We start from the raw sequence: 26,805 nt of genomic DNA, 5'->3' as shown, positions 1-26,805 counted from the left end.
CTCCCCTGACGACCAGTTCTGTGAATCGGCTTCCCCCTCCGCGGCTCGCCCGTACTCTGATGCACAGCACCGGTGGGGGCCGGTGCCGTTCAGGGGGCGAGACCAGTCGGGTACGGCGCCCGGGGTGGGGTAAAAGTCACTGCACGGCGGCGGCCGTGCGCATGACGGACCCGCCCCCGGCGCCGTATCCGCGCCGGTCCGTTCTCGACACTTTGGGGGTGTCCGTGGTCCGTATCCGGGTCCTGGTGGTGGACGACCACCGCATCTTCGCCGAGTCGCTGGCGGCCGCCCTCGCGGCCGAGCCCGACGTCGACGTCTCCGCCGCGGGCAGTGGTCCGGCGGCACTGCGCTGCCTGGACCGCGCCGCCGCCGAGGGCCGCCGCTACGACGTGCTGCTGGTCGACGCGGACCTGGGCGCGCTGCCCGGTGCTCCGGCGGTCGCCCGCGCCGTACCGGACAACGGCGAGGCCGTGGTGGACGGCATCTCCCTGGTCGCGGGGGTCCGCGAGGCCCGGCCTGCCGTCCGCTCGATCGTGCTCGCCGAGAAGGACGACCCGCACCGGGCCGCCCTCGCGCTCCAGGCCGGTGCCTCGGGATGGGTGGCGAAGGACTGTTCGCTCCAGCGGCTGCTCGCCGTGATCCGCGGCGTCCTGCGGGACGAGACGCATCTGCCGCCCGCACTGCTGACGGGCGTCCTGCGGGAGCTCACGGCGGCCCGGAAGCACCGCACCGAGAGCGAACAGCTGGTGGAGTCGCTGACACCGCGCGAGCGCGAGGTGCTCCGCTGCATGGTGGCGGGCCTGGGGCGCAAGGCGGTGGCCGAGCGCTTGTTCCTGTCGCCGCACACCGTCCGCACCCACATGCAGAACGTGCTCGGGAAGCTGGGCGTGCACTCGACGCTGGCCGCGGTGGCGCTGGCGCGACGGGCCGGTGTCGGTCCCGCCGAGCTAGCCGGGGACGTTGTCGAACGGGGCGGTCAACTGGCGTAGCAGGTCGGCCAGTTCCCCGCGCTGTCCGCGCGAGAGCTGGGCGAGGATGGCACGTTCCTGGGCGAGCAGTCCGGCCAGCGCCTGGTCGGCGCGGTCGCGGCCCTCGGGGGTGAGGCGGACCAGGACCCCGCGCCGGTCGCTGGGGTCGGGAAGCCGCTCGACCAGCCCCTTCTTGGTGAGCCGGTCGATGCGGTTGGTCATGGTTCCGGAGGTGACCAGCGTCTGGGTCAGCAGCTGGCCGGGGGAGAGCTGGTAGGGGGCGCCGGCGCGGCGCAGCGACGTGAGGACGTCGAACTCCCAGGGCTCCAGCTGGTGCTCGGCGAAGGCGAGCCGACGGGCGCGGTCGAGGTGCCGGGCGAGCCGCGAGACGCGGCTGAGCACCTCGAGCGGTTCCACGTCGAGGTCCGGGCGCTCGCGGCGCCATGCAGCGACCAGCCGGTCGACCTCGTCCTCCATGACGATCAGTGTAGAGGGTCTGTTGACATAAAGTCTCTTGACGTCAAGATATATTCGGCTGGACTATGGGGAAGGACCGGGCCGGAACACTGTTCCGCTTCGGTAGCTCGTTCCAGCAAGGGGGCTCGAACATGCATTCCGCACCATCTTCTGCTTCTGCCGCACCGATATGGGATCCCCAGCAGTACCTCCGGCACGCGGGCCTGCGCGCCCGTCCCTTCCTCGACCTGCTCGCCCGCATCCCCCACCTGCCCACCGAGGGCAGGCCCGCCCGGATCGCCGATCTGGGCTGTGGACCCGGCAACGTGACCGCGCTCCTCGCCGACCGCTGGCCCGACGCCCACATCACCGGCTTCGACCTCTCGCCCGACATGCTCCAGCGCGCCGAGAAGGACTACGCCGGAACCACGGCCGGCGGCGGCTGGCTCGACTTCCGGCCCGCCGACGCCGCGCACTGGAACCCCGACGAGCCCTACGACCTGATCGTCTCCAACGCGGCCCTCCAATGGGTCCCCAACCACCCCGAGTCCTTCGCCCCCTGGATCGCCGGACTCAAGCCCGGCGGCACCTTCGCCTTCCAGGTCCCCGGCAACTTCACCTCGCCCAGCCACGCCCTGCTCGGCGAGCTCTGCGACACCCCGCAGTGGCGCGACCGCCTCGGCGACCAGGGCCGCCGCTTCATCCACGTCCTGGACCCGGCCGACTACCTGAACCGGCTCGCCGACCTCGGCTGCGCGACCGACGTCTGGGAGACCACCTACTCCCAGCTCCTGCCCGGCGAGGACCCGATCCTCGACTGGGTCAAGGGCACCGCGCTCCGCCCCGTCCTGACCGCCCTGGAAGGAGACCAGAGGGCGACCGAGGCCTTCCTCGCCGCCTACCGCGACCTGCTGCGCGCGGCCTACCCGCCCGGCCCGCACGGCACCGTCTTCCCGTTCCGCCGGATCTTCGCCGTCGCCACGAAGGGGCTCTGATGCTGACCGCCGTCGACCACGTCCAGCTCGCCGCACCGCCGGGCTCGGAGGACCTCCTCCGGGCGTACTACACCGGCGTCCTCGGCATGACCGAGGTCGCCAAGCCGCCCGTCCTGGCCGCACGGGGCGGCTGCTGGTTCGAGGCCGCGGACGGGGCCGTCCGGCTCCACCTCGGCATCGAGCGGGACTTCCGCCCCGCGGCGAAGGCCCACCCCGGCCTGCGGGTCGCCGCGATCGCCGGCTACGCGGCCCACCTGGAGGAACGCGGCGCCAAGGTCGTCTGGGACGACGACCTCCCGGGCCACCGCCGCTTCTACTCCGAGGACCCGGTGGGCAACCGCCTGGAGTTCCTGGAGCCCCTGGAGTGACAGGACGGGGGCGCCGCATCCGCGGCGCCCCCGTCCGACTCTCCCCACACGCTCAGCTCTTGCGGTGCCCTATCAGCCGCGGCTTCTGCTCCAGACCGTCCAGACCGTGCCAGGCCAGGTTCACCAGATGGGCCGCGACCTCGGCCTTCTTCGGCTTGCGGACGTCCAGCCACCACTGGCCGGTCAGGGCCACACTGCCCACCAGCGCCTGCGCGTACAGCGGCGCCAGCTTCGGATCGAAGCCGCGGGCCTTGAACTCCAGCCCCAGGATGTCCTCGACCTGGGTGGCGATGTCGCTGATCAGCGACGCGAACGTGCCGGTCGACTGCGCCACCGGCGAATCACGGACCAGGATCCGGAAACCGTCCGTGTAGTTCTCGATGTAGTCCAGCAGCGCGAACGCCGCCTGCTCCAGGAGCTCCCGCGGATGCCCCGCCGTCAGCGCGCCCGTCACCCCGTCCAGGAGCTGGCGCATCTCCCGGTCGACCACGACCGCGTACAGGCCCTCCTTGCCGCCGAAGTGCTCGTACACCACCGGCTTGGACACCCCGGCCTTGGCCGCGATCTCCTCGACGGACGTGCCCTCGAAGCCCTTCTCGGCGAAGAGCGTGCGGCCGATGTCCAGCAACTGCTCACGGCGCTCCGCGCCTGTCATGCGGACCCGTCGCCCCCTGCGGGGCTTGCCGGTGCCGCTGCTGCCGGTAGTCGTGCTGCCATCGATCGCCACGTCATCCATCATGCCGCGTTCGCGGGCTCGTCCTGGCGGCGGGCTTCGATACGGGACGCGTCCGGCCAGCGCACGTCGGAGGCCCACCCCAGCTGCTCGAACCAGCGGATCAGCCGGGCGCTGGAGTCGACCTGGCCCTTCAGCACCCCGTGCCGGGCCGAGGTCGGGTCCGCGTGGTGCAGGTTGTGCCAGGACTCGCCGCACGACAGCACCGCGAGCCACCACACGTTGCCCGAGCGGTCACGGGACTTGAAGGGCCGCTTGCCGACCGCGTGACAGATCGAGTTGATCGACCACGTCACGTGGTGCAGCAGCGCCACCCGCACCAGAGAGCCCCAGAAGAACGCGGTGAACGCGCCCCACCACGACATCGTCACCATGCCGCCCACCAGCGGCGGGATCGCCAGCGACACCACCGTCCACAGCACGAACTGGCGCGAGACCGCCCGGATCGCCGGGTCCTTGATCAGATCCGGCGCGTACTTGTGCTGCGGCGTCTGCTCCTCGTCGAACATCCACCCGATGTGCGCCCACCACAGGCCCTTCATCAGCGCCGGCACCGTCTCGCCGAACCGCCACGGCGAGTGCGGGTCGCCCTCCGCGTCGGAGAACCTGTGGTGCTTGCGGTGGTCGGCCACCCAGCGCACCAGCGGTCCCTCCACCGCCAGCGACCCCATGACCGCCAGCGCGATCCGCAGCGGCCGCTTGGCCTTGAAGGAGCCGTGCGTGAAGTAGCGGTGGAAGCCGATCGTGATGCCGTGGCAGCCGATGTAGTACATCGCCACCAGCAGGCCCAGATCGAGCCAGCTCACCCCCCAGCCCCAGGCCAGCGGCACCGCGGCGAGCAGCGCGAGGAAGGGCACCGTGATGAAGAGCAGCAGCGTGATCTGCTCGATCGACCGCTTGCTGTCCCCGCCGAGCGTGGCGGAGGGGGGATCGGCGGCGGTGACGCGCGCCTCGGGTTCCGAGGTCACCTCGGGGGTAGTGGTCATGAGGGTCCCCTGGGGATGAAGGGATGAAAGGGAGTCAAAGGGACGCGTGGCTACGCCTCCGTAACCTACGGCGACGTAAGTATGGCAGTGGGATGCCCCGCGGCAAGAGGGCGCAAGGAGGGGCACGGAAGGCGTCGTGGAAATGGACACCTATCCTGGGTGCGTCGGACAGCGCGGTCCGCAAGCCTCCAGTACCCCTCCAGACGTGCTCAAACACTGCAAGGAGCCGCACCTGTGAGCAGTGCCGACCAGACCCCCACCGCCAGCGCCGAGCTGCGATCCGACATCCGCCGACTGGGCGACCTGCTGGGCGAGACCCTCGTCCGCCAGGAGGGCCACGAGATCCTCGACCTCGTCGAGAAGGTCCGACGGCTCACCCGCGAGGACGGCGAGGCCGCCGCCGAGCTGCTCGGCGACACGGACCTGGAGACCGCCGCCAAGCTGGTGCGCGCCTTCTCCACCTACTTCCACCTGGCGAACGTGACCGAGCAGGTCCACCGCGGCCGCGAGATGCGCGAGAAGCGCGCCGCCGACGGCGGCCTGATCGCCCGCACCGTCGACATGCTCAAGGACGGCGACCCCGAGCACGTCCGCGCCACGGTGAAGAACCTCAACGTGCGGCCCGTCTTCACCGCGCACCCCACCGAGGCCGCCCGCCGCTCGGTCCTCAACAAGCTGCGCCGCATCGCCGCCCTGCTGGAGACCCCGGTCATCGAGGCCGACCGCCGCCGCCACGACCTGCGGCTCGCCGAGAACATCGACCTCATCTGGCAGACCGACGAGCTCCGGGTCGTCCGCCCCGAGCCCGCCGACGAGGCCCGCAACGCCATCTACTACCTCGACGAGCTGCACGCCGGCGCCGTCGGCGACGTCCTGGAGGACCTCGCCGCCGAGCTCGAGCGCGTCGGCATCGAGCTGCCCGCCGGCACCCGCCCGCTGACCTTCGGCACCTGGATCGGCGGCGACCGCGACGGCAACCCCAACGTCACCCCCGCGGTGACCTGGGAGGTCCTGATCCTCCAGCACGAGCACGGCATCAACGACGCCCTCGAACTGGTCGACGAGCTCCGCGGCTTCCTCTCCAACTCCATCCGCTACGCCGGGGCCACCGAGGAACTCCTCACCTCCCTCCAGACCGACCTGGAGCGGCTGCCCGAGATCAGCCCCCGCTACAAGCGCCTCAACGCCGAGGAGCCCTACCGGCTCAAGGCGACCTGCATCCGCCAGAAGCTGGTCAACACCCGCCGCCGCCTGGCCAAGGGCACCACCCACGAGGAGGGCCGCGACTACCTCGGCACCTCCGAGCTGGTCCACGACCTCGCCCTGATCCAGGACTCGCTGCGCGCCAACCGCGGCGGCCTGTTCGCCGACGGCCGGATGGACCGCACCATCCGCACCCTGTCCGCCTTCGGCCTCCAGCTCGCCACGATGGACGTCCGCGAGCACGCCGACGCCCATCACCACGCGCTCGGCCAGCTCTTCGACCGGCTCGGCGAGGAGTCCTGGCGCTACGCCGACATGCCCCGCGACTACCGGCAGAAGCTCCTCGCCAAGGAGCTGCGCTCGCGCCGGCCGCTCGCGCCCACGCCCGCCCCGCTGGACCCGGCCGGCGAGAAGACCCTCGGCGTCTTCCACACCATCAAGGAAGCCTTCGAGCGCTTCGGCCCCGAGGTCATCGAGTCCTACATCATCTCGATGTGCCAGGGCGCCGACGACGTCTTCGCCGCCGCCGTCCTCGCCCGCGAGGCCGGCCTGATCGACCTGCACGCCGGCTGGGCCAAGATCGGCATCGTGCCGCTCCTGGAGACCACCGACGAGCTGAAGGCCGCCGACGTCATCCTCGACGGCATGCTGGCCGACCCCTCCTACCGGCGGCTCGTCTCCCTGCGCGGCGACGTCCAGGAGGTCATGCTCGGCTACTCCGACTCCTCCAAGTTCGGCGGCATCACCACCTCGCAGTGGGAGATCCACCGGGCCCAGCGCCGACTGCGCGACGTCGCCCACCGCTACGGCGTCCGCCTGCGCCTCTTCCACGGCCGCGGCGGCACCGTCGGCCGCGGCGGCGGCCCCTCGCACGACGCGATCCTCGCCCAGCCCTGGGGCACCCTGGAGGGCGAGATCAAGGTGACCGAGCAGGGCGAGGTCATCTCCGACAAGTACCTCATCCCGTCGCTGGCCCGCGAGAACCTCGAACTGACCGTCGCGGCGACCCTGCAGGCATCCGCCCTGCACACCGCGCCCCGCCAGTCCGACGAGGCGCTGGCCACCTGGGACGCGGCCATGGACACGGTCTCGGAAGCGGCCCACATCGCCTACCGCAAGCTCGTCGAGGACCCCGGCCTGCCGGCGTACTTCCTCGCCTCCACCCCCGTCGACCAGCTCGCCGACCTGCACCTGGGCTCGCGGCCCGCTCGCCGCCCCGGCTCCGGCGTCTCCCTCGACGGACTGCGGGCCATCCCGTGGGTGTTCGGCTGGACCCAGTCCCGGCAGATCGTCCCCGGCTGGTTCGGCGTCGGCTCGGGCCTCAAGGCGCTGCGCGAGGCCGGCCTCGACGCGGTGCTCGGCGAGATGTACGAACGCTGGCACTTCTTCCGCAACTTCGTCTCCAACGTCGAGATGACGCTGGCGAAGACTGACCTGCGGATCGCCCGGCACTACGTCGACACGCTCGTCCCGCAGGAACTGAAGCACGTCTTCGCCACCATCGAGGCCGAGCACGCGCTGACCGTGGCCGAGGTCCTGAAGGTCACGGGCGGCCGGCAGCTGCTCGACTCCAACCCGGTGCTCCAGCAGACCTTCTCCATCCGCGACGCCTACCTGGACCCGATCTCCTACCTCCAGGTGGCCCTGCTGGCCCGCCAGCGCGAGGCGGCCGAGCGCGGCGAGCAGGCCGACCCGCTGCTGGCCCGGGCCCTGCTCCTCACGGTGAACGGCGTGGCCGCGGGCCTGCGCAACACCGGCTGACGGCCCCCGACGCGCGAAGTGCCCCCACCGGCCCGGCCGGTGGGGGCACTTCGCGTCACGACGCCCTACGGCGTCCTCAGTGCTGCTGCGCCTTGCGGCGGCGCATCACCAGAAGGCCACCGACACCCGCGAGGGCGACGGCGACGGCACCGATGATGCCCACGGGGGCGCTGGAGCCCGTCTCGGCGAGGTTGCCCTCGGAGTCGCCCTTGGTGTCGGTACCACCGGTCGAACCGGGGGCACCGGGCGTCGGGGAGGCGGTGGAACCGGGGGTCTCGCCCGGCTTCGTGGGCTCCTCGCCCGGCTTGGTCGGCTCCTCACCGGGCTTCGTGGGCTCCTCGCCCGGCTTGGTCGGCTCCTCGCCCGGCTTCGTGGGCTCCTCGCCGGGCGGGCAGTCGGTCTTGAAGACCTTGTGCTTGGCCTTGCCGTTCTCGCCCTCGAAGTTCCAGAACAGCTTGTACTGGCCGTTCGGGAGGGTCATGTCCTCGGTACGCTCGTGACCGTCGGCGTCGAGAGTGATCAGGCCGGACTTGACCGTCTCGCCCTTCTCCTTCTCGTTGTTCGCCCAGGCCTCGATGTGCCAGTCGACCTTCTGGCCCGCGTCGAAGCCGAAGGCGTCGAGGTAGAAGGAGCAGACCTTCGGCTGGTTGGCCTTGATCTCCTCGCCGGTCTTCGAGTCGTGGATCTTCACGGTGCCGTTGTCACCGTGGGGCTTGCCGTTCGCGAGCGCGCCGGGCGCGAGCACGAGGGAGCCCGCCAGGGCCGCGACAAGCGCGCCTGCGGGTATGAGGGATCGTCGCATGTGCAGTCGTCCATCTGGGATGAGGGATGCCGTGGGGGGCGGCGCGGGGGCAGCCTATAGGCACCATTAAGTCGCTCTTAACCCGGTGGCTCATAACAATCTCAGCGGTAACTCGCCCACCCGACCGAGGTGTTCAGAGCGCGAGGAACGCCCCGAGCAGAAGCGCCGCGCCCGCTCCCGCCAGCGACCACGCCGTACGCGTCATCCGCAGACCGCCCCCGACGACCGGCGCCGCCAGCAGCAGCGCCCCGCCCAGCGGCAGCCAGGCGTGGAGCCCGCCGCCCCAGCCGGTCCGCACCGCCTCCTCCGTGCCCGGCTTCACCACCACCGGCAGCGTCTTGCCCTTGGCCGCCGCCACCGAGTGCTCGATCGTCAGGGCGCTGTGCGGCTGCGCCGGATCCTCCGGGACGTAACGGCCACTGCACGTCTCCTCGTTGCAGCCGGTCACCGTCAGGGTGCCGTGCTCGCGCCCCTTGGAGAGCAGGACGTGCTGGGCCGTCCCCCAGGACGACCAGGCGCCCCCGACGACGAGCAGCAGGGCGACCAGGGCCATGGCGGCGTTACGGGCATGCGTCATGACCCGCGATCGTACAGTCGTACTGATTCGGCTCGCCGATCAGGAGTTGTACGCCGACTGCGCGCGCTCCAGACCCTCCGCCACCAGGCACTCGACCGCGTCGGCCGCCCGGTCCACGAAGTAGTCGAGCTCCTTGCGCTCGGTCGACGAGAAGTCCTTCAGCACGAAGTCCGCGACCTGCATCCGGCCCGGCGGACGCCCGATCCCGAACCGCATCCGGTGGTACTCGGCACCCATCGACTTCGTCATCGACTTCAGACCGTTGTGGCCGTTGTCGCCACCGCCCAGCTTCAGACGCAGCACGCCGTAGTCGATGTCCAGCTCGTCGTGGACGGCCACCACACGCGCCGTCGGCACCTTGTAGAAATCACGCAACGCCGTCACGGGACCGCCCGAGAGGTTCATGTACGACATCGGCTTCGCGAGGATCACCCGGCGGTTCGCCGGCCCCGGCGCACCCATCCGGCCCTCCACGACCTGCGCCTGCGCCTTCTGCGCCCGCTTGAACTTCCCGCCGATCCGCTCCGCCAGCAGATCCACCACCATGAAGCCCACGTTGTGCCGGTTCGCCGCGTACTCCGGGCCCGGGTTGCCGAGGCCGACGATCAGCCAGGGGGCGTTCGCGTCGTCCGTCATGTGCGTCACGTCTCCTCGTGTGCGTACAGAAAGAAACGGGGTGGCGGGCCTGTCGGCCCGTCACCCCGTCACGTCAGGCAGAGCCTACGGCTCAGGCCTCGGCGCCCTCGGCGGCGGCCTCTTCCTCGGTGCCCTCGGCGGCCGGCTCCTCGGCCTGCGCGGCCAGGACCTGCAGCACGACGGCGTCGGCGTCGGTCACCAGGGTGACGCCCTTCTCCAGCGTGATGTCCTTGGCGAGGACGGAGGCACCGGCCTCCAGGCCCTCCACGGAGACCGTGACGGACTCGGGCAGGTGGGTGGCCTCGGCCTCGACGGACAGCGTGTTGAGGACGTGCTCCAGCAGGTTGCCGCCGGCGGCCAGCTCACCCTCGGCCACGACCGGAACCTCGACGGTGACCTTCTCGCCGCGCTTCACCAGAAGCAGGTCGACGTGCTCCAGGAAGCCCTTCAGCGGGTCGCGCTGCACGGCCTTCGGGATCGCGAGCTCGTTCTTGCCCTCGATGTCCAGGGACAGCAGGACGTTCGGGGTACGCAGGGCGAGCAGCAGCTCGTGGCCCGGCAGCGTCACGTGGACCGGGTCCGAACCGTGACCGTAGAGAACGCCGGGAACCTTGCTGTCGCGGCGGATCTTGCGGGCGGCGCCCTTGCCGAACTCCGACCGGAGGGTCGCGGCGATCTTGACCTCGGACATGTGCACTCCTCGTAATGTGGTGACGAAACGACTGTCACCCGGCCACGACTGGCGATGGCCTGCTACGAAGAGCGCGTCGATAACGGACCGCCGTACCACTCCGGGTACGGCCTCCCTCGCCGAGCAACTACGGCAGTCTACTCGCCGCTCCCCGCACCACCCAATTGGATCACCGGAAGCCCCCGGAGACCCCCGCCGGCACCCGCCCGGCACGGCGAAAGGGCCGCCTCCCCGACCAGCGGGAAAGCGGCCCTCTCGGAGGAAACCTCAGTGCTCCTCGAACAGGCTCGTCACCGAACCGTCCTCGAACACCTCACGCACCGCACGCGCGATCGTCGGCGCGATCGACAGCACCGTGATCTTGTCCAGCTCCAGCGCGCTCGGGTCCGGCAGCGTGTCCGTGAACACGAACTCGCTCACCTTCGAGTTCTTCAGACGATCCGCGGCGGGACCCGACAGGATGCCGTGCGTCGCCGTCACGATCACGTCCTCCGCACCGTGCGCGAACAGGGCGTCCGCGGCGGCGCAGATCGTGCCACCCGTGTCGATCATGTCGTCGACCAGGACACACACACGGCCCTTCACGTCACCGACGACCTCGTGCACCGTCACCTGATTGGCGACGTCCTTGTCACGACGCTTGTGCACGATCGCCAGCGGCGCGTCCAGACGGTCGCACCAGCGGTCGGCCACCCGCACACGACCCGCGTCCGGAGACACGATCGTCAGCTTGTTCCGGTCGACCTTCGCACCCACGTAGTCCGCCAGCACCGGCAGCGCCGACAGATGGTCCACCGGACCGTCGAAGAAGCCCTGGATCTGATCCGTGTGCAGGTCGACCGTCAGAATCCGGTCGGCCCCCGCCGTCTTCAGCAGATCCGCGATCAGACGCGCCGAGATCGGCTCACGCCCGCGGTGCTTCTTGTCCTGCCGCGCGTAGCCGTACGACGGGATGATCACGGTGATGCTCCGCGCGGACGCCCGCTTCAGAGCGTCCAGCATGATCAGCTGCTCCATGATCCACTTATTGATCGGAGCCGTGTGGCTCTGGATCAGGAAGCAGTCCGCGCCACGAGCCGACTCCTGGAAACGGACGTAGATCTCACCGTTCGCGAAGTCGAAAGCCTTGGTCGGCACGAGGCCGACACCCAACTGGTGCGCGACCTCCTCGGCCAGCTCGGGGTGGGCGCGGCCGGAGAAGAGCATCAGCTTCTTCTCGCCGGTCGTCTTGATCCCGGTCACAGCACTGTCTCCTCAGACGTGTTCCCTGGTCGCGAATCCCGCGCTCCCGTGCGCGTGTGCGAGCCAGCCGAATTTGTGTGCACGTATCACGGTACGCCGAGTTTGACGTACCCGTTTCCGGTCAGCTTTCCCCGGCGGGCTCCTCCGTGACCGCCAGAGCGGCCTGCGCGGCCGCACTGCCCGGCCGCTTCCGCGCCACCCAACCCTCGATATTCCGCTGCTGGCCCCGCGCCACGGCGAGCGAACCCGCCGGCACGTCCTTGGTGATCACCGACCCCGCCGCGGTGTACGCACCATCGCCGATCGTGATGGGCGCCACAAACATGTTGTCCGAACCCGTACGGCAGTGAGAGCCGATCGTGGTGTGGTGCTTCGTCTCACCGTCGTAGTTGACGAACACGCTCGCGGCCCCGATGTTCGTGTGCTCACCGATCGTCGCGTCACCCACATAGGAGAGATGCGGCACCTTCGTGCCGTCCCCGATCGTGGCGTTCTTCATCTCCACGTACGTCCCGGCCTTCGACTTCCTGCCGAGCGTCGTCCCTGGACGCAGATACGCGAACGGACCCACCGTCGCGCCCTCCCCGATCACCGCCGAGTCCGCCACCGTGTTGTCCACCCGCGCGCCCCGGCCGACCCGGGTGTCCTTCAGACGGCTGTTCGGGCCGACCTCGGCATCCTCGCCGACATGGGTCGAACCCAGCAGCTGCGTACCCGGATGGATCACCGCGTCCGGCTCGAACGTCACCGTCACGTCCACCAGCACGGACGACGGATCGACCACCGTCACACCCGCCGTCATCGCCCGCTCCAGCAGCCGCGCGTTCAGCAGCGCACGCGCCTCCGCCAGCTGCACGCGGTTGTTGATCCCCAGGATCTCGCGGTGATCACCGGCCACCGACGCACCCACCCGGTGCCCCGCCTCGCGCAGGATCGACAGCACGTCCGTGAGGTACTCCTCACCCTGGCTGTTGTCCGTCCGCACCTTCCCCAGCGCGTCGACGAGCAGCCGCCCGTCGAACGCGAACACACCCGAGTTGATCTCCCGGATCGCACGCTGCGCCTCGGACGCGTCCTTGTGCTCCACGATCTCGGTCACGGCGCCGGTGGCCGCGTCCCGCACGATCCGGCCGTAGCCCGTGGAGTCCGGCACCTCGGCGGTCAGCACGGTGACGGCGTTGCCGTCGGCCGCGTGGGTGGCGGCGAGGTCGCGCAGCGTCCCGCCGGACAGCAGGGGGGTGTCGCCGCAGACGACGACGACCGTGCCGTCCGGAGCCTGGCCCAGCCCCTCCAGCCCCATCCGGACCGCGTGCCCGGTGCCGTTCTGCTCGTGCTGCACGGCGGTGCGGGTGCCGGCGTAGTGCGTCTCGAGGTGCGCGGTGACCTGCTCGCGCGCGTGCCCGACGACCACGACGAGGTGCTCGGGCTCCAGCTCGCGCGCTGCGGAGACCACGTGTCCGACGAGCGAGCGCCCGGCGAGTTCGTGCAGGACCTTGGGGGTCTTCGACTTCATGCGGGTGCCCTCACCCGCTGCGAGGACGACGACGGCTGCCGGGCGATTGGCGCTCACGGGTGTGCCCTTCGGCTTCGGTGGGTGGACCACCGAAGGATACCGGGGGCCTTCGGAGCGGACATGAGTAAGGGTCCCGACCAGGGAGGTCGGGACCCGAACCGTGCATGCCGCTCCCGGGGGAGGACTCGAACCCCCATGATCAGAACCAAAATCTGACGTCTTGCCCTTAGACGACCCGGGATGGGGCTTATGTCCGCTTTGTTCGGACCGCCGCAGATGCAGCCCCTACTATGCCGCACCACGCCCCTTCGATGCGACGGTACAGATCGGCGCTTTGGCGGACATGGATCACGAGGCAGCCGCGATAGTCGTCGTTCACGTTCTTGCGGATCGTCGTGGGGTTGTGCCGCTTCAGCGTCGTCCTGCCGAACCGTGAGGCGTCGGCGTGCACGAGGGCGGCCCAGTACCGCTCGGCCGCCCCGACATCGGCGGTTTCGTGGATCAGCACGTGGTACGTGTGTCGCTCGCGGTCCACGCCGAGCAGGTCGAGCCAGGCGACGAACACCTTGATCATGCCGGGGTCGCTGTTGACGAACGCCACTCTCTCGCGGCGGGCGTGGGGCTTGTCCTTCGTGCCCTCGGCCCAGTACAGACTCACGCCCAGCAGGAAGAGTTCGCGGTCGGAGAGGTTCCCTACCTCGCTCGCCGCCGCCTGCTTGGCCCTGTTCCGCTCCTCCTCGCGCAGGCGGAGCCGGTCCTCCCAGCCGCGCTTTGCGATCTCGGAGGCCTGTTCGCGGGTGCGTCTGCGCCGTTCCGGCCTCTGCATGTCCCGCACCCAGAGCGAGACCGAACTCTTCGAGCAGCCCAGCTCGCGCGTGATCTCGTCGTACGTCCGGCCCTGCGCGCGCAAGGTGCGCGCCTTTGCGCGGAGGTCGTCCTTGGCGTTCGGGTGCCGCTTCCGGTCCCGTGTGTCGGCTGTCATGGGTCCAGCGTCGTCCGGAATCCGGACATCCGGGTCGAAAGTCTGGTCGATTCAGTAGTTCGAGGGACGGGTGTCCGTGTCTGGTTGACGGGGGACTCTCCGCGGTCGTCCCGTCTCCGGAAAATGGGTCGCGGGCGCCCGTAGGGTGGAAGGCATGACCGCAACGGGGGCTCACCGGGACGCGGCGGGCACGCCCGTCCGTGGCTGGTGGTGGTGGGGGAGACCGCGCAGCGCGGTGCTGGACATCGCGTTGGCGGTGGTGTCGGCGCTGGAGTGCGGGCTCGAGGGGATCGGGTTCGCCGACACGGCGGGACTGCCGGTGCCCGTGGGGGTGCTGTTCGGCCTGCTCGTCGGGGCCGTGCTGGTGGTGCGGCGGAAGTGGCCGATCACGGTCGTGCTCGTCTCGATCGCCGTCACGCCGGCCGAGATGGGCTTCCTGATGGGGATGGTCGGGCTGTACACGCTCGCCGCCTCGGAGGTGCCGCGAAGGATCACGGCGGCGCTGGCCGGGATGTCGACGGTCGCCGTGTTCCTCGTGACGGTGGTGCGGCTGCGGCAGGACGTCGGCAGCCAGGACTTCGATCCGAGCGGCTGGTACGTGCCCGTCGTCTCGCTCTTCATGACGCTGGGGCTCAACGCGCCGCCGGTGCTCTTCGGGCTGTACATAAGGGCGCGGCGCCGGCTCATGGAGAGCCTGCGGGAGCGGGCCGACAGTCTGGAGCAGGAGTTGTCGCTGCTCGCGGACCGGGCGGAGCAGCGGGCTCAGTGGGCGCGGCAGGAGGAGCGGACGCGGATCGCGCGGGAGATGCACGACGTGGTGGCCCACCGGGTGTCGCTGATGGTGGTGCACGCGGCGGCGTTGCAGGCGGTGGCGTTGAAGGATCCGCAGAAGGCGGTGAAGAACGCGGCGCTGGTGGGTGACATGGGCCGGCAGGCGTTGACGGAGCTGCGGGAGATGCTGGGGGTGCTGCGGGAGGACGTGCCGGTGGCGGTGCCCGCGGCGGTGCCGCTGGCGGCGGTGGGGCGGGCCGCCGCGGCCGCMGCGGAGGCGGCTTCGGAGGACGGGCCGTGTCTGGACGCGTTGGAGGCGCTGGTGGAGCAGTCGCGGCTGGCGGGGGTGGTCGTGGAGCTGGCGGTGCTGGGTGAGGCGCGGGTGTACGGGGCGGAGGTGGAGCGGACGGCGTACCGGGTGGTGCAGGAGGCGCTGACCAATGTCCTCAAGCACGCGGCGGGGGCGAGGGTCGTGGTGCGGTTGGCCCACCGGGAGGCCGAGGTGGCCATGCAGGTGGAGAACGGTCCTTCGGACGCGGCGGTGGCGGATGCGCAGCTGCCGAGCGGGGGCAACGGTCTGGTGGGGATGCGGGAGCGGGTGACGCGGCTCGGGGGTGTGTTCGTGTCGGGTCCGACGGACGCGGGTGGTTTTCGGGTGTCGGCGGTGCTGCCGGTGGCGGAGCGGGTCGCTTAGGTCGACCACCGGGGCCGCCCGGACCGGGCTGCGCCAGCATCGTCGCCGCGTGGTGCACACCGGGCGCGCCGGGAGGCCCCGGCGGGGTCGGTGCCCCGGGAGGCCGTCGTGGGCCAGGGTCGCCGGTTCCGGTGGGTGCCGGGTGGGGGATCCCCTGCCCCGGGGCAGGGGATCGCCGTGTCGCGCGGGGTCAGGTGCCGCTGGTGACCAGGCGGGTCGGCTGGGAGCCGGTGACCAGGGTGGCGAGGGCGGTGTCGATGTCCTGCCCGAGGAACCAGTCGCCGGTGTGGTCGAGGCTGTAGACGCGGCCTTCGAGGTCTATCGCGAGCACGGCGTGGTGTTCGTCCTCCTCTCCCAGGGGGGAGATCTCGGTGTCGAGGGCGCGGCCCAGGTCCGCCATGGTGCGGGCGAGGTGGAGGCCGGCGAGCGGGTCGAAGCTGACGGTCGCGGGGGCGATCTGGCGGCCGGCGCCGGGTGCGGTGATGTGCAGTCCGCCGAATTCGGCCCAGGCTTCGACGGCGGCGGGGAAGACGCTGTGCCGGTGTCCGCCGGGGGAGGTGTGGGCGCGCAGGGCGTCGGCCCATTCCTCGGCGAGCTTGATGTCCCAGCGGCCGGGCTGCCAGCCGGCCTCGCGGAGGGCGGCGTCGACGTTGACCGGGAAGCGGGTGGTGCTCAGGTGGTCGGGCATTTCAGGTGCGGTCAGCCGTTCTCGACAGTCGAGGTGGGGTCGACGGTGCGCACGCCGAAGTGGGCGAGCAGCGCCGTACAGGAGCGGCAGGGTGCCGCGTAGCTGCCGTGCAGCGGGTCGCCGTCCTCGCGGATGCGGCGCGCGGTGAGTTTCGCCTGTTTGAGTGAGCGGCGCGCCTCGCCGGAGGTGAGGGGCTTGCGCTGGGCGCGCTTGGAGCGGCCGGTCTCGGTGGCGGTGAGGTGCCGGGACAGCAGGATCGCTTCGGGGCAGCGGCCGGTGAAGCGTTCGCGTTGTCCGCTGGTGAGGGTGTCCAGGAAGTCCTGGACGAGGGGGTGCAGGACGGGCGGCTGGTCGCCGCGGCCTGCGGTGCAGGTGAGGGTCTCGCCGCGTACGGAGAGTGCGGCGCCGACCGTGGGAAGGATTCCGTCGCGGCGGAAGCGCAGTATCGGGGCCTTGGTGGGCTCGGTGCTGCTCCAGTTGAGGCGTGGGTCACCCTGAGTGGGTGCTTGTGCTGCGTACATGGTGCTCGTCTTCCCCTCCGCGCAATCCCCCGAGTTGCTTGAACAGACTGCCAAACGGGGTGCCCCATGTGGAAGCTGGGTAGCGGAAACGTGCCTTCGGTGTGTCGGAACTATCGCCGCTCAGTCATGCGGACGTGACACTTGGTCACGGTAGCCGCTCGGAGGTATCGGGCCATGTCACGGCCTTGTGGCACCGCATAGGCTGTGCGGAATCAGCCAGCAGCCAGCGCAGGGGGCAACCGCCATGACGACAGGTCGGCTCGGGCAGTCAGCCGCGCCACCGAACGCGGCCTACGCCGGGCAGGTCGTGCACTTCCCGGACCCGGTCCGGGCCTCCCGGCATCCTCGAGGGGTGCGGGTGGACGAGCACGGCTACCCGGACTTCTCGCCGTACGCCCGGGCCGCAGCGGAGATCGCGGAGCCGCCGGAGGGCTTCGGTGTCGACGAGCTGCGGCTGACGGACTACGTGTCGGCGAACGCGGCGCTGGCCGCGACGGGGCACGAGCTGTGGGACACGATCCCGTCGGTGGCGACGCCGCACGGCTGGACCTGGCACCACGTGGCGGGCAGCCGTCGCATGGAGCTGGTGCCGGTGGAGGTGAAGGCGCTGCTGCGCCATCACGGCGGGGTGGCGACGGCGGCCGTCGACCAGGGCAAGCGGGGCACGCGTCCGCTGCAGGAGACCCGGCCGGCGCACTTCGGGCTGCCGAAGGCGCTGGTGTCGGTGTCGGAGCAGCAACTGCTGGGTGTCGAGGAGGACCTCGGGTACCGCCTGCCGGGCGCGTACCGGTCGTTCCTGAAGGCGGCGGGCGGCTGTGCGCCGGTCGGCGCGGCGCTCGACGCGGAGCTCGGGCTGCTGGTGGACCAGCCGTTCTTCACGGTGCGCGAGGAGGCGGGGGTCAACGACCTCGTCTACGTCAACAAGTGCCTGCGTGATCACCTGACGAAGGACTACCTGGGTGTCGCGTTCGTGCAGGGCGGCATTCTGGCGGTGAAGGTGCGGGGTGCCGCGGTCGGCACGGTGTGGTTCTGCGCGTACGACGACGCGCGGGATCAGGACGGCTGGAGTGTGAACGAGCGCGTGGAGCGGTTGCTGCTGCCGTGCGGTGAGGACTTCGACGCGTTCCTGCAGCGGCTGGCGGGTAATCCGCCGGAGTTGGAGACGGTCGCGAACCTGATGGTGGACGGCGGCTTCGCGCGCGCCGTGTCCGTGGTTCCGGTGGGGGAGTGAGCTGGCTGTGGTGACGTTCGCGCAGGCGCAGGAGCGCGCCGAGGAATGGATCAACGGTGACGTGCCGGCGTACCAGCATCGCGAGGTGCGGGTGCGGGAGTTCGAGCTCGGTTTCGTCGTGTGGGCGGAGGACCGCGAGGAGGGTCCGAGGTCGGACGGCGGCCGGCAGCGGCTGGTCATCGCGCGCGACAGCGGTGAGGCGACGCTGTGGCCGGGGCTGCCGGTGGGCGAGGTGATCCGGCGGTACGAGGAGGAGTACGGGACGGCCGCGGACGAGCCGGGGGCGGTGGCGCCCGCGCCGCCGGAGCGGATCGACCTGAACCAGACCTCGTTCCTGCTCAGTCCGCCGGAGTGGTTGCAGGACGCGGCGGACCGGATCGGGCTGCCGAAGGCGCCGGACGCCTCGCAGCCGGGTGTGCCCGCGCCGGCGGCCCCGGCGACCCCGGCGACCCCGGAGCCCGTGGGGTCCGGGGCGCGGCCGCTTCCGGTGGACCGGCCGGAGCCCGTGGACCGGCCGGGTCCCGCGGAGCACGAGCCGACGGCGCAGGACGGGGTGCCGGCGACGGCGCCCTCGGACAGCCCGTGGGTCGACGCGAACGCCAGCTCGGGCGGTGCCGACGGGGCGGTGCCGTTGCCGGCGACCGTCTTCGCGCCGCCGCTCTCGGGCGCGGACGACGAGGACACGCCGCTTCCGGTGGTGGGCGCGGACGCGCCGACGGCGCTGATGTCGGGCGGCAGCGCGCTGCCGCCGACGGCGGTGGCGCCGAGGCTCGACCCGTCCTCGCCGCGCCCGGACGGGCCGCGCGGCCCGTCCGCGCCGGCGGGTTCCCCGGCGGCGCCCGGCGTGCCGTCGGCTCCGGGGGCGCCGGCCGCTCCGGGTGTGCCGTCGGCTCCGGGGGTGCCCGGTGGCACGCCCGCTCCCGGTGTGCCCGCGCCGCCCGCTGCTCCCGGCGCGCCCGGTGCGGGGGACATCGCGGACGCGGCGACCAGCAAGGCCGTCCTGCCGCCGCGGGCCTCGCGGGGCGGCGGGGGCAACCCTCCGCCGCCGCCGCAGGCGCCCGGTGTGCCGGGTCAGCCCGCCGCTCCCGCGGGCGGCTACGTGCCGACGCAGCTGGTGTCGCAGCTCGGCCCCGACGGTCCCCGGCCGCCCGGTCCGCCGGCCGCGCCCGGTACCCCGCCGCGTGGCATCGACCACGCCGCGACGATGCTCGCGCACCCGAACCAGGGCGGCCCCGGTGCGCCGCCGCCTCCGCCCGCGGCGCCGGGTGCGCCGGGCACCCCGCCCGGTGGCATCGACCACGCCGCGACGATGCTCGCCCACCCGGGTCCCGGCGGTCCGCCGGCCCCGCCCGGGCCTCCCGGGGCACCGACCCCGCCGGGGCCTCCCGGCGCGCCCGGTGTGCACCACGCGGCGACGATGCTGGCGCAGCCCGGTCCGGGCGGCCCCGGTGGTCCGGGCACGCCGCCTCCGCCGGCGCCCGCGCCGGCTCCCGGCGCGCCTCCGGCGTACGGGTACCCGCATCAGCCGACCGGTCAGCCGACCGTGGGGCCCGGGTACCAGGCGGTGCTGCGGTACCGCGCGCCGGACGGGTCCGAGGCGCAGATCATCAGGCGGTCCGCCCCCGGCACTCCGCACCCGGAGTGGCAGATCCTGCACGAGCTGCGCGCGATGAACGTGCCGCCGCAGCAGGTGCTGGAGCTGCACACGGAGCTGGAGTCCTGCGAGCTGCCGGGTGGTTACTGCGCGCGGATGATCCGGGAGACCTGGCCGCAGGCGCGGATCACCAACATCGCGCCGTACGGCCGTGATCACGCGGGCCGGCAGCAGGGGATGCGGCAACTCCTGACCCATCAGGGGGAGTTGCATCAGGTCGCCGACGGCCCGGCCCGGCCGGCGCCGGTGCGTACCCCGTTGCCGCAGGTGCAGCCGCTGCCGCCGATCCCCCCGGAGGGGGTCGCGCAGGAGATGGCCGGCGCGTTCGGTCCGGGCATCTGCCGGTTCGACCAGCGGGCCGTGTCCCGCCAGGGCGTTCCGGAGATCGTGGCGCTCACCCTGGTCTGGGCGGGCCTTCCGGCCGACTTCGGGCCGTTCTTCTGGGCGCAGCCGGCCCAGCCGGTGGTGCCGACGCTCGCCGAACTCGCGGCGCAGCGGCAGATCCAGCCGGCGTCGGACGCGGGCTCGTACCTCGTGATCGGCTCCGACTTCGGGCGGGCGATCTGCGTCCAGTACGGGACCGCGCACATCGTCGCCGTACCGGTCGAGGCCGGTCCGGGCGGGCAGCCGGTGCCGCCGCAGTTCGTGAACAGCGGTCTGCCGGAGTTCACCCGCTCGATGGCGCTGCTGGGCCGGATGTGGCGGCTCCGGTTCGGGCTCAACCCCGAGCAGGCGGGCCGCTGGACGGTCGACTTCCAGGCGCAGCTGGCCATGCTGGACCCGGCGGCGCTCGCGTCGCCGGACAGCTGGTGGTCGGTTCTGCTGGAGCAGATGTGGGACGGCCTCCTCTGAGACGGGGCTGAGTCCCGCCCGGTGGCCCGGGGCGCCCGACGTGTACGTCACGTCGGGCGCCTTTTGTCCTTTCCCGGGGGGCCGATGGCGCATCCTTGGGGTTTCGGGCCGTCGTGGAAGGAGCGTCAGCGGATGGGTTTCTCCGACTTACGGGGTGGCCGGGGCTACCGTCCCGAACAGGTCGACCGCGTGCTCGCCTCGCTCGCCGGGGAACGGGACGCCGCCCGGGAGGACGCGGAGCGGCTGGCGGTGCTCGCCGGGGAGCGGGAGGCGGCGGCGGCGCGGCTGCGGGAGCTGGTCGCGGGGCTCGCGCCGCAGCGCTACGAGTCCCTCGGCGCCCGGGCGCAGCGGATCCTGGTCCTGGGCGAGGAGGAGGCCGAGGCCGTGTCGGTGGCCGCGAGGACGGCGGCGCAGGCGCTCGCGGAGGAGGCCCGGGCGGCGGGCGAGGCGGTCGCCGAGGCGGCGCGGGCGTACGCGGCCGAGACCGGGGACGCGGCGGACGCGGCCGCGCACGCGACGCTGGCGGCGGCCGGCGCGGCCGCCGAGGAACTGCGGGGGGCGGCCCGCCGCGAGGCGGACGAACTCCGGGGCGGGGCACGGGCGGAGCTGGAGGACACGGTGCGCCGGACGGCGGCGCTGCTCGACCGGCAGCGCGCGGACCAGACGTCGGCCCGGGAGCGGGCCGAACGGACGGAGGCGGCGCGGGCGGCGGACCTCGACGCGCGGCACGAGGGACTGCTCGCGGCGGCCGAGGCGCGACTGGCCGAGGCCCGGCGGGTCTTCGCCGAGGCGGAGGAGAGCGCCCGGCACGGCCAGGAGGACGCCGAGGCGCGGGCGGCGGAGCTGCTGGCCGGGGCGAGCGTGCGCCGGGAGCGCGCCGAGCGCGAGACGGAGCGGATCCTGCGGGAGCACACGGAGTCCGCCGAGGTGATCCACGCGCACATGGAACACATCCGCAGCTCCCTGGCGGCCCTGACGGGCCGGGGGACGCCCGGGGAGCCGCCGGACGGTCCGCCCGGGGACAGTCCTTAGGCCCTGTCAGCCCGGACAGGGCCTGCGCCGGGCCTACGCCCTGTCGGCTTCGTTCCGCGGAGCGGCGGTGGGTGAAGTGTCCTCGCGCGTACGGCCGGTGGGCGAACCGCCCGTGCGGGAAGGGCCGGTCCCGGAGGCGTCGGCGCGCGAGGTGCCGGTCCGCCGAAGGGCGCTGCGGGTGGGGGTGGTTCGCGAGGTGCCGGTCCGCGAGGGGCTTTCCGGGTGGTCGTCGCCGTCGGGCAGGACCGGGAAGCGGCGGGGTGCGACGGTGAGGAGGACGAGCAGGGCGAGTGCCGCCGCCGCGGCCGCGCCCGTGAAGACGTGGTCGACGGCCGCGTCGACCGCCCGCCGCAGCGCGTCCGCGGTTCCGGCGGCGAGTGAGCCCGGTGCGTCGAGGGCCCGGGCCAGGCCGTCCAGGTCGCCGCTTCCGAGCCGGGCGGCGAGGACCGCGTTGGCCACCGCGCCGAAGAGGGCCGCCCCCACGCTCTGGCCGACCTGGCGGCAGAAGAGGACGGACGCCGTGGTGGTGCCCCGTTCGCCGTACGGCACCGTCGACTGGACCCCGACGATCAGCGGGAGCTGGAAGAAGCCGAGCGCGCCGCCGAGCAGCAGCATGAGCAGGGCAGGCTGCCAGGGCTCGCCGGGGAACGGCAGGAACGGGAAGGCGAGCAGGACCAGCAGAGCGAGGGTGATGCCGATGACGGCGGTCAGCCGGAAGCCGATGCGGCCGTAGACGCGGTTGGACAGGGCGGCGGTGACCGGCCAGCTCAGGGTCATGGCGGACAGGACGAAGCCGGCCGCGATCGGTCCGAGCCCCAGGACGGCCTGGGCGTAGGTGGGCAGGAAGACGGTCGGGGCGACCATCAGGAGGCCGAGCGCGCCGAGGGCGAGGTTGACGGTGACGATGGTGCGGCGGCGCCAGATCCAGCCGGGGATGATCGGTTCGGTGGCCCGCCGTTCGACGAGGACGGTGACCGCGCCCAGGACGAGGGCGCCGCCGAAGAGGCCGAGCGAGGGGGCGGACAGCCACGGCCAGGCGACGCCGCCCTGGACGAGCGCGGTGAGGAGCAGGGCCCCGGTCGCGAAGACGGCGAGGGCCCCGGGCCAGTCGACGGCGGGTCGTGCCGCGGCGCCCGGGCCTCCCCCGACCGCCGAGGGGCGGCCCGGTTCGACGAGGTGGCGCCCGATCAGCCACAGGGCGAGCAGGCCGACGGGCAGGTTGAGCAGGAAGATCCAGCGCCAGTCCCCGTATCCGGCGAGCAGGCCGCCGGCGGCGGGGCCCGCGACCGAGGCCGTCGCCCAGACGGTGGACAGCCGCGCCTGGATCCGGGGGCGTTCCTTCAGCGGGTACAGGTCGGCCGCGATCGTCTGCACGGTGCCCTGGAGTGCGCCGCCGCCCAGGCCCTGGACGACGCGGAAGGCGATCAGCGAGGCCATGTTCCAGGCGGTGGCGCACAGCAGGGAGCCGATGAGGAAGAGGACGGTGCCGGCGACCAGGACGGGCTTGCGGCCGAAGGTGTCGCAGAGCTTCCCGTACACCGGCAGGGTCACGGTCACGGCGAGCAGGTAGCCGGAGAACAGCCAGGAGAACACGGAGAGGCCGCCGAGGTCGCCGACGATCTGCGGCACGGCCGTCGAGACGACGGTGCCGTCCAGCGCGCTCAGGGCCATCACCAGCATCAACGCGGCGACGACCGGGCCGCGCCCGTGAGGCGTGACCGCCGCTGCCGCCGTCCGCCGTGGCGTCGTCTCGGACACTTCGGGATCCCTCCCCTGTCGGCCCGGCGCGGCCGGGCCCGTACGACCGGCGCCGCGGAACCCGGTGGTCCGCACACCTGATGAGTCGTACATCTATTTCGCCGGACCACCTTCTCACTCGACCCGCGGGTGGAGAACCCCTAGGGGTGTCTCCCCCATAGAGGGCAGGGGCCGTTCGTTCCGGCGGAGGACGAGGAAGCCCCCTTCCTGTCTTTAGCTTGGTCTTACGGAAAACCCCAGGGCGAAGACTGCGACAGGCACCAGTGACCAGCCGCCCCGTCCCTCGCAGACTCGTAGACGAGTCGGATCCGATCCAGGCATAGGAGACATACCGTGACTTCGGCTGTGACCATCCCCCAGCACGAGGGCGCCGCAGGGCGCACGGCGGTGGCCGCGCGGGCGCGGCAGGTCGTCAAGGCGTACGGAGCGGGTGAGACGAGGGTCGTCGCACTCGACCACGTCGACGTGGACATCGCCCGCGGGCAGTTCACCGCGATCATGGGCCCGTCCGGCTCCGGCAAGTCGACCCTGATGCACTGCCTCGCCGGCCTCGACACCGTCACCAGCGGCCAGATCTTCCTCGACGACACGGAGATCACCGGCCTCAAGGACAAGAAGCTGACCCGGCTGCGCCGCGACCGGATCGGCTTCATCTTCCAGGCGTTCAACCTGCTGCCGACGCTCGACGCGCTGGAGAACATCACGCTGCCGATGGACATCGCCGGCCGCCGCCCCGACCGGGAGTGGCTCGACCGGGTGGTCTCCACCGTCGGTCTCGCCGACCGTCTGAAGCACCGTCCCACCCAGCTCTCCGGCGGCCAGCAGCAGCGCGTCGCGGTGGCCCGCGCGCTCGCCGCCCGACCCGAGATCATCTTCGGCGACGAGCCGACCGGAAACCTCGACTCACGGGCCGGCGCCGAGGTCCTCGGCTTCCTGCGCCAGTCCGTGGACGAACTCGGCCAGACCATCGTCATGGTCACCCACGACCCGGTCGCCGCGAGCCACGCCGACCGTGTCCTCTACCTCGCGGACGGCCGGATCGTCGACGAGATGCTCCGGCCCACCGCCGACGCCGTCCTCGACCGCATGAAGGACTTCGACGCCCGGGGGCGCACGTCATGACCGTCCTCAAGTCCTCCCTGCGCAACTTCTTCGCGCACAAGGGCCGCATGGCGCTCTCCGCCGTCGCCGTCCTGCTGTCCGTGGCGTTCGTGTCCGGCACGCTCGTCTTCACGGACACCATGAACACCACCTTCGACAAGCTCTTCGCGTCCACCGCGTCCGACGTCACCCTGAGCGCCAAGTCGGGCGGCACCGACGAGATCCCGGCCAGCGGCCGGCCCGAGGCCTTCCCGGCCTCCCTCGTCGACCGGGTGAGGAAGGCAGAGGGCGTCAAGGACGCCCAGGGCTCGGTCGTCTCGCTCGGCGTCACCGTCGTCGACGCACGCAACAAGAACGTCGGCCCCACCAGCGGCGCACCGACGATCGCCGTCAACTGGACTCCCAACGAGCTGCGTTCGGTGGAGATCAGCTCCGGCCACGAGCCGCGCGGGCCCACCGAGGTGCTGGTCGACGGCGGCACCGCCGAGAAGCACGGGCTGAAGATCGGCGACGAGCTGCGCACCATCGCGGTCACCGGCGACTTCACCGCGAGGATCTCGGGCATCGCCGACTTCAAGGTCACCAACCCCGGTGCCACCGTCGTCTACTTCGACACGGCCACCGCCCAGCGCGAACTCCTCGGCAAGGAGGGCCTGTTCACGCAGGTGATGGTCGACGCCTCGCCCGGCGTGTCCGACGAGGCGCTGAAGCGGAACATCGCCTCCGTGGTCGGCGCCGACTACAAGCTGCAGACCGCCGCCGAGGCGGCGGACGAGGGCCGCGAGGACGTCGCCGGCTTCCTCGACGTGATGAAGTACGCGATGCTCGGCTTCGCCGGTATCGCCTTCCTCGTCGGCATCTTCCTCATCGTCAACACCTTCTCGATGCTGGTCGCCCAGCGCACCCGCGAGATCGGCCTCATGCGGGCCATCGGATCCAGCCGCCGGCAGGTCAACCGCTCCGTCCTCGTCGAGGCGCTGCTGCTCGGCGTCGTCGGCTCGGTCGCCGGTGTCGCGGCGGGCGTGGGCCTCGCCGTCGGCCTGATGGAGCTCATGTCCTCCATGGGCATGGAGCTGTCCACCCAGGACCTGACCGTCGCGTGGACGACCCCGGCCGTCGGCCTCGGCCTCGGCATCGTGGTCACCGTCGTCGCCGCGTACGTCCCCGCCCGCCGGGCCGGCAAGGTCTCCCCGATGGCCGCCCTGCGCGACGCCGGCACCCCTGCCGACGCCAAGGCGGGTCTGGTCCGCGGCGGTGTCGGCCTGTTCCTGACGGCGGGCGGCGCGGCCGCCCTGTGGACCGCGACCCAGGCGGAGAAGGCCGGAGCCGGCTCGCTCTGGCTCGGCCTCGGGATCGTGCTCTCCCTCATCGGCTTCATCGTCGTGGGCCCGCTGCTCGCCGGCGGCGTCGTCCGCGCCATCGGCGTCGTCGTCCTGCGGGTCTTCGGCCCGGTCGGTCGGATGGCCGAGCGCAACGCGCTGCGCAACCCGCGGCGTACCGGTGCCACCGGCGCCGCCCTGATGATCGGCCTGGCCCTGGTGGCCTGCCTTTCGGTGGTCGGCTCCTCCCTGGTCGCCTCGGCCACCGAGGAACTGGACCGCACGGTCGGCGCGGACTTCATCGTCCAGTCGCCCACCGGGCAGCCGATCGTCCCGCAGGCCCAGGCGGCCCTGGAGAAGACCCCGGGCCTGACCCACGTCACCGAGTACAAGTCGGTGGACGCGAGGATCACCGACCCGAAGGGCGCTTCCGTCGACGACGAGGTCGTCGCCGCCGATCCGACGTACGCCCAGGACCTCAAGCGCGACACCACCGGCGGCCGGCTCGCCGACGCCTACGGCCCGGACGCGATGTCCGTCGGCAGCGACTACGCGACCGCGCACGGCGTCCGGGTCGGTGACCGGCTGACCGTCGCCTTCAAGGGCGGCCGGACCGCGAAGCTGCGGGTCGCCGCGATCACGTCGGACGCGGGCAACGTCGACAAGGGCGTGATGTACACGAACATCACGACCGCCGCCCGCTACCTGCCGGCCGAGAAGATGCCGCAGAGCGTGATCATGTTCGCCGCGGCCCGGGACGGCCAGGAGGCGCAGGCGTACACCGCCCTCAAGAAGTCCCTGGAGCCGTATCCGCAGTACAACGTGCGCAACCAGACCGACTACAAGAAGGACCTGCAGGACCAGGTCGGCCAGCTCCTGAACATCGTGTACGGGCTCCTCGCCCTGGCGATCATCGTCGCCGTCCTCGGCGTGGTGAACACCCTCGCCCTGTCGGTGGTCGAGCGGACCCGGGAGATCGGCCTCATGCGGGCGATCGGCCTCTCGCGCCGCCAGCTGCGCCGCATGATCCGCCTGGAGTCGGTGGTCATCGCCCTCTTCGGCGCCCTGCTCGGCCTCGGGCTGGGCATGGGCTGGGGCACCGCGGCCCAGAAGCTCCTCGCCCTGGAGGGGCTGGGAGTCCTGGAGATCCCGTGGACGACGATCCTGACGGTCTTCGTCGGCTCGGCCTTCGTCGGCCTGTTCGCGGCACTGGTACCGGCCTTCCGGGCCGGACGGATGAACGTCCTGAACGCGATCGCCAGCGAGTAGAC

23 protein-coding genes and 1 tRNA gene are annotated in these 26,805 nt (G+C 72.0%); 10 read left to right on the top strand and 14 right to left on the bottom strand.

Going from position 1 to position 26,805, the window contains the following annotated elements; all coding sequences use genetic code 11:
• Positions 1 to 224 precede the first annotated feature (224 nt).
• Positions 225 to 989 carry a LuxR C-terminal-related transcriptional regulator gene (locus tag EAO71_RS15945; protein ID WP_222723564.1) on the top strand — a complete coding sequence of 255 codons (765 nt, stop codon included), beginning with the start codon at positions 225 to 227 and terminating at the stop codon, positions 987 to 989.
• On the opposite strand, the gene EAO71_RS15940 is transcribed toward EAO71_RS15945, so the two are convergent.
• The gene (locus EAO71_RS15940) at positions 948 to 1,445 is read right to left on the bottom strand and encodes a MarR family winged helix-turn-helix transcriptional regulator (protein ID WP_147978332.1); all 498 of its coding nucleotides are present in this window, start codon (positions 1,443 to 1,445) and stop codon (positions 948 to 950) included. The two genes, EAO71_RS15945 and EAO71_RS15940, sit on opposite strands and share 42 nt — an antisense overlap.
• Before the next feature lie 131 nt (positions 1,446 to 1,576).
• Between EAO71_RS15940 and EAO71_RS15935 the strand changes: the two genes are divergently transcribed.
• Both EAO71_RS15935 and EAO71_RS15930 read left to right on the top strand, forming a co-directional pair.
• Positions 1,577 to 2,419 carry a trans-aconitate 2-methyltransferase gene (locus EAO71_RS15935; protein WP_147978331.1) on the top strand — a complete coding sequence of 281 codons (843 nt, stop codon included), beginning with the start codon at positions 1,577 to 1,579 and terminating at the stop codon, positions 2,417 to 2,419.
• Positions 2,419 to 2,787: a VOC family protein gene (locus tag EAO71_RS15930; protein WP_147978330.1), complete on the top strand. Its 369-nt coding sequence runs from the start codon at positions 2,419 to 2,421 to the stop codon at positions 2,785 to 2,787. The genes EAO71_RS15935 and EAO71_RS15930 overlap by 1 nt, the downstream gene beginning before the upstream one ends.
• A gap of 52 nt (positions 2,788 to 2,839) precedes the next feature.
• Here EAO71_RS15930 and EAO71_RS15925 read toward each other — a convergent pair whose 3' ends face one another.
• Together EAO71_RS15925 and EAO71_RS15920 are read right to left on the bottom strand one after the other, a co-directional pair.
• A complete protein-coding gene (locus EAO71_RS15925; protein WP_147978329.1) occupies positions 2,840 to 3,526 on the bottom strand; it encodes a TetR/AcrR family transcriptional regulator in 687 nt (228 codons plus the stop codon).
• Positions 3,523 to 4,506, bottom strand: a complete 984-nt coding sequence (locus EAO71_RS15920; RefSeq protein WP_147978328.1) for an acyl-CoA desaturase — start codon at positions 4,504 to 4,506, stop codon at positions 3,523 to 3,525. Before EAO71_RS15920 ends, EAO71_RS15925 begins: the two co-directional genes overlap by 4 nt.
• 234 nt (positions 4,507 to 4,740) lie before the next feature.
• Between EAO71_RS15920 and ppc the strand changes: the two genes are divergently transcribed.
• Positions 4,741 to 7,470, top strand: coding sequence for a phosphoenolpyruvate carboxylase (ppc, locus tag EAO71_RS15915; RefSeq protein ID WP_147978327.1), 2,730 nt, complete (start codon positions 4,741 to 4,743; stop codon positions 7,468 to 7,470).
• Between the two features lie 76 nt (positions 7,471 to 7,546).
• On the opposite strand, the gene EAO71_RS15910 is transcribed toward ppc, so the two are convergent.
• From EAO71_RS15910 to EAO71_RS15875, 8 genes are all read right to left on the bottom strand, one after another.
• The gene (locus tag EAO71_RS15910) at positions 7,547 to 8,272 is read right to left on the bottom strand and encodes an LPXTG cell wall anchor domain-containing protein (RefSeq protein ID WP_147978326.1); all 726 of its coding nucleotides are present in this window, start codon (positions 8,270 to 8,272) and stop codon (positions 7,547 to 7,549) included.
• A gap of 133 nt (positions 8,273 to 8,405) precedes the next feature.
• A complete protein-coding gene (locus EAO71_RS15905; protein WP_147978325.1) occupies positions 8,406 to 8,849 on the bottom strand; it encodes a hypothetical protein in 444 nt (147 codons plus the stop codon).
• Positions 8,850 to 8,888: 39 nt separating this feature from the next.
• Positions 8,889 to 9,485 carry an aminoacyl-tRNA hydrolase gene (gene pth / locus EAO71_RS15900; RefSeq protein ID WP_147978324.1) on the bottom strand — a complete coding sequence of 199 codons (597 nt, stop codon included), beginning with the start codon at positions 9,483 to 9,485 and terminating at the stop codon, positions 8,889 to 8,891.
• Between the two features lie 91 nt (positions 9,486 to 9,576).
• Positions 9,577 to 10,176 carry a 50S ribosomal protein L25/general stress protein Ctc gene (locus EAO71_RS15895; RefSeq protein WP_147978323.1) on the bottom strand — a complete coding sequence of 200 codons (600 nt, stop codon included), beginning with the start codon at positions 10,174 to 10,176 and terminating at the stop codon, positions 9,577 to 9,579.
• 267 nt (positions 10,177 to 10,443) lie between these two features.
• Positions 10,444 to 11,418, bottom strand: a complete 975-nt coding sequence (locus EAO71_RS15890) for a ribose-phosphate diphosphokinase (RefSeq protein ID WP_147978322.1) — start codon at positions 11,416 to 11,418, stop codon at positions 10,444 to 10,446.
• Between the two features lie 121 nt (positions 11,419 to 11,539).
• Positions 11,540 to 12,988: a bifunctional UDP-N-acetylglucosamine diphosphorylase/glucosamine-1-phosphate N-acetyltransferase GlmU gene (gene glmU / locus EAO71_RS15885; RefSeq protein ID WP_147978321.1), complete on the bottom strand. Its 1,449-nt coding sequence runs from the start codon at positions 12,986 to 12,988 to the stop codon at positions 11,540 to 11,542.
• A gap of 113 nt (positions 12,989 to 13,101) precedes the next feature.
• A tRNA-Gln gene (locus EAO71_RS15880) sits at positions 13,102 to 13,172 on the bottom strand.
• 6 nt (positions 13,173 to 13,178) lie between these two features.
• Positions 13,179 to 13,913 carry a helix-turn-helix domain-containing protein gene (locus tag EAO71_RS15875; protein WP_261992154.1) on the bottom strand — a complete coding sequence of 245 codons (735 nt, stop codon included), beginning with the start codon at positions 13,911 to 13,913 and terminating at the stop codon, positions 13,179 to 13,181.
• Between the two features lie 154 nt (positions 13,914 to 14,067).
• Between EAO71_RS15875 and EAO71_RS15870 the strand changes: the two genes are divergently transcribed.
• Positions 14,068 to 15,378 carry a sensor histidine kinase gene (locus tag EAO71_RS15870; RefSeq protein WP_147978319.1) on the top strand — a complete coding sequence of 437 codons (1,311 nt, stop codon included), beginning with the start codon at positions 14,068 to 14,070 and terminating at the stop codon, positions 15,376 to 15,378.
• A gap of 190 nt (positions 15,379 to 15,568) precedes the next feature.
• Here EAO71_RS15870 and EAO71_RS15865 read toward each other — a convergent pair whose 3' ends face one another.
• Both EAO71_RS15865 and EAO71_RS15860 read right to left on the bottom strand, forming a co-directional pair.
• A complete protein-coding gene (locus tag EAO71_RS15865; protein WP_147978318.1) occupies positions 15,569 to 16,066 on the bottom strand; it encodes an SUKH-3 domain-containing protein in 498 nt (165 codons plus the stop codon).
• Between the two features lie 11 nt (positions 16,067 to 16,077).
• Entirely contained in the window at positions 16,078 to 16,587 is a 510-nt protein-coding gene (locus EAO71_RS15860) for a YwqJ-related putative deaminase (protein WP_147978317.1), read from the bottom strand.
• A 244-nt stretch (positions 16,588 to 16,831) separates the two neighbouring features.
• Here EAO71_RS15860 and EAO71_RS15855 point away from each other — a divergent pair, with 244 nt between their 5' ends.
• From EAO71_RS15855 to EAO71_RS37710, 3 genes are all read left to right on the top strand, one after another.
• Positions 16,832 to 17,818, top strand: coding sequence for an SMI1/KNR4 family protein (locus EAO71_RS15855; RefSeq protein WP_147978316.1), 987 nt, complete (start codon positions 16,832 to 16,834; stop codon positions 17,816 to 17,818).
• A 7-nt stretch (positions 17,819 to 17,825) separates the two neighbouring features.
• On the top strand, positions 17,826 to 20,324 hold the full coding sequence (locus EAO71_RS38830) for an SUKH-4 family immunity protein (RefSeq protein WP_147978315.1): 2,499 nt from the start codon (positions 17,826 to 17,828) through the stop codon (positions 20,322 to 20,324).
• Between the two features lie 132 nt (positions 20,325 to 20,456).
• Entirely contained in the window at positions 20,457 to 21,356 is a 900-nt protein-coding gene (locus EAO71_RS37710; RefSeq protein ID WP_187282682.1) for a cellulose-binding protein, read from the top strand.
• Positions 21,357 to 21,389: 33 nt separating this feature from the next.
• Here the strand turns inward: EAO71_RS37710 and EAO71_RS15840 are convergent, their stop codons facing one another.
• Positions 21,390 to 23,114 (bottom strand): MFS transporter, encoded by a 1,725-nt coding sequence (locus EAO71_RS15840; protein WP_459112782.1) that lies wholly within the window; start codon positions 23,112 to 23,114, stop codon positions 21,390 to 21,392.
• Positions 23,115 to 23,447: 333 nt separating this feature from the next.
• On the opposite strand from EAO71_RS15840, the gene EAO71_RS15835 reads away from it, so the two are divergent.
• Positions 23,448 to 24,236: an ABC transporter ATP-binding protein gene (locus tag EAO71_RS15835; RefSeq protein WP_147978313.1), complete on the top strand. Its 789-nt coding sequence runs from the start codon at positions 23,448 to 23,450 to the stop codon at positions 24,234 to 24,236.
• On the top strand, positions 24,233 to 26,803 hold the full coding sequence (locus tag EAO71_RS15830; RefSeq protein ID WP_147978312.1) for an ABC transporter permease: 2,571 nt from the start codon (positions 24,233 to 24,235) through the stop codon (positions 26,801 to 26,803). Before EAO71_RS15835 ends, EAO71_RS15830 begins: the two co-directional genes overlap by 4 nt.
• The last annotated feature ends 2 nt before the right edge of the window (positions 26,804 to 26,805 follow it).

The organism is Streptomyces sp. MS191 (assembly GCF_008042125.1).
Classification (GTDB): domain Bacteria; phylum Actinomycetota; class Actinomycetes; order Streptomycetales; family Streptomycetaceae; genus Streptomyces.
Note: the sequence above shows the minus strand (reverse complement) of the source record. Positions and strands in the feature narration are given on the sequence as shown.

Bases quoted from the DNA above. Each gene is read 5' to 3' on its own strand.
- EAO71_RS15940 (WP_147978332.1), bottom strand. From the start codon at position 1,445: ATGGAGGACGAGGTCGACCGGCTGGTCGCTGCATGGCGCCGCGAGCGC.
- EAO71_RS15935 (WP_147978331.1), top strand. From the start codon at position 1,577: ATGCATTCCGCACCATCTTCTGCTTCTGCCGCACCGATATGGGATCCC.
- EAO71_RS15930 (WP_147978330.1), top strand. From the start codon at position 2,419: ATGCTGACCGCCGTCGACCACGTCCAGCTCGCCGCACCGCCGGGCTCG.
- EAO71_RS15925 (WP_147978329.1), bottom strand. From the start codon at position 3,526: ATGATGGATGACGTGGCGATCGATGGCAGCACGACTACCGGCAGCAGC.
- EAO71_RS15920 (WP_147978328.1), bottom strand. From the start codon at position 4,506: ATGACCACTACCCCCGAGGTGACCTCGGAACCCGAGGCGCGCGTCACC.
- EAO71_RS15910 (WP_147978326.1), bottom strand. From the start codon at position 8,272: ATGCGACGATCCCTCATACCCGCAGGCGCGCTTGTCGCGGCCCTGGCG.
- EAO71_RS15905 (WP_147978325.1), bottom strand. From the start codon at position 8,849: ATGACGCATGCCCGTAACGCCGCCATGGCCCTGGTCGCCCTGCTGCTC.
- pth (WP_147978324.1), bottom strand. From the start codon at position 9,485: ATGACGGACGACGCGAACGCCCCCTGGCTGATCGTCGGCCTCGGCAAC.
- EAO71_RS15895 (WP_147978323.1), bottom strand. From the start codon at position 10,176: ATGTCCGAGGTCAAGATCGCCGCGACCCTCCGGTCGGAGTTCGGCAAG.
- EAO71_RS15875 (WP_261992154.1), bottom strand. From the start codon at position 13,913: ATGACAGCCGACACACGGGACCGGAAGCGGCACCCGAACGCCAAGGAC.
- EAO71_RS15865 (WP_147978318.1), bottom strand. From the start codon at position 16,066: ATGCCCGACCACCTGAGCACCACCCGCTTCCCGGTCAACGTCGACGCC.
- EAO71_RS15860 (WP_147978317.1), bottom strand. From the start codon at position 16,587: ATGTACGCAGCACAAGCACCCACTCAGGGTGACCCACGCCTCAACTGG.
- EAO71_RS15855 (WP_147978316.1), top strand. From the start codon at position 16,832: ATGACGACAGGTCGGCTCGGGCAGTCAGCCGCGCCACCGAACGCGGCC.
- EAO71_RS37710 (WP_187282682.1), top strand. From the start codon at position 20,457: ATGGGTTTCTCCGACTTACGGGGTGGCCGGGGCTACCGTCCCGAACAG.
- EAO71_RS15830 (WP_147978312.1), top strand. From the start codon at position 24,233: ATGACCGTCCTCAAGTCCTCCCTGCGCAACTTCTTCGCGCACAAGGGC.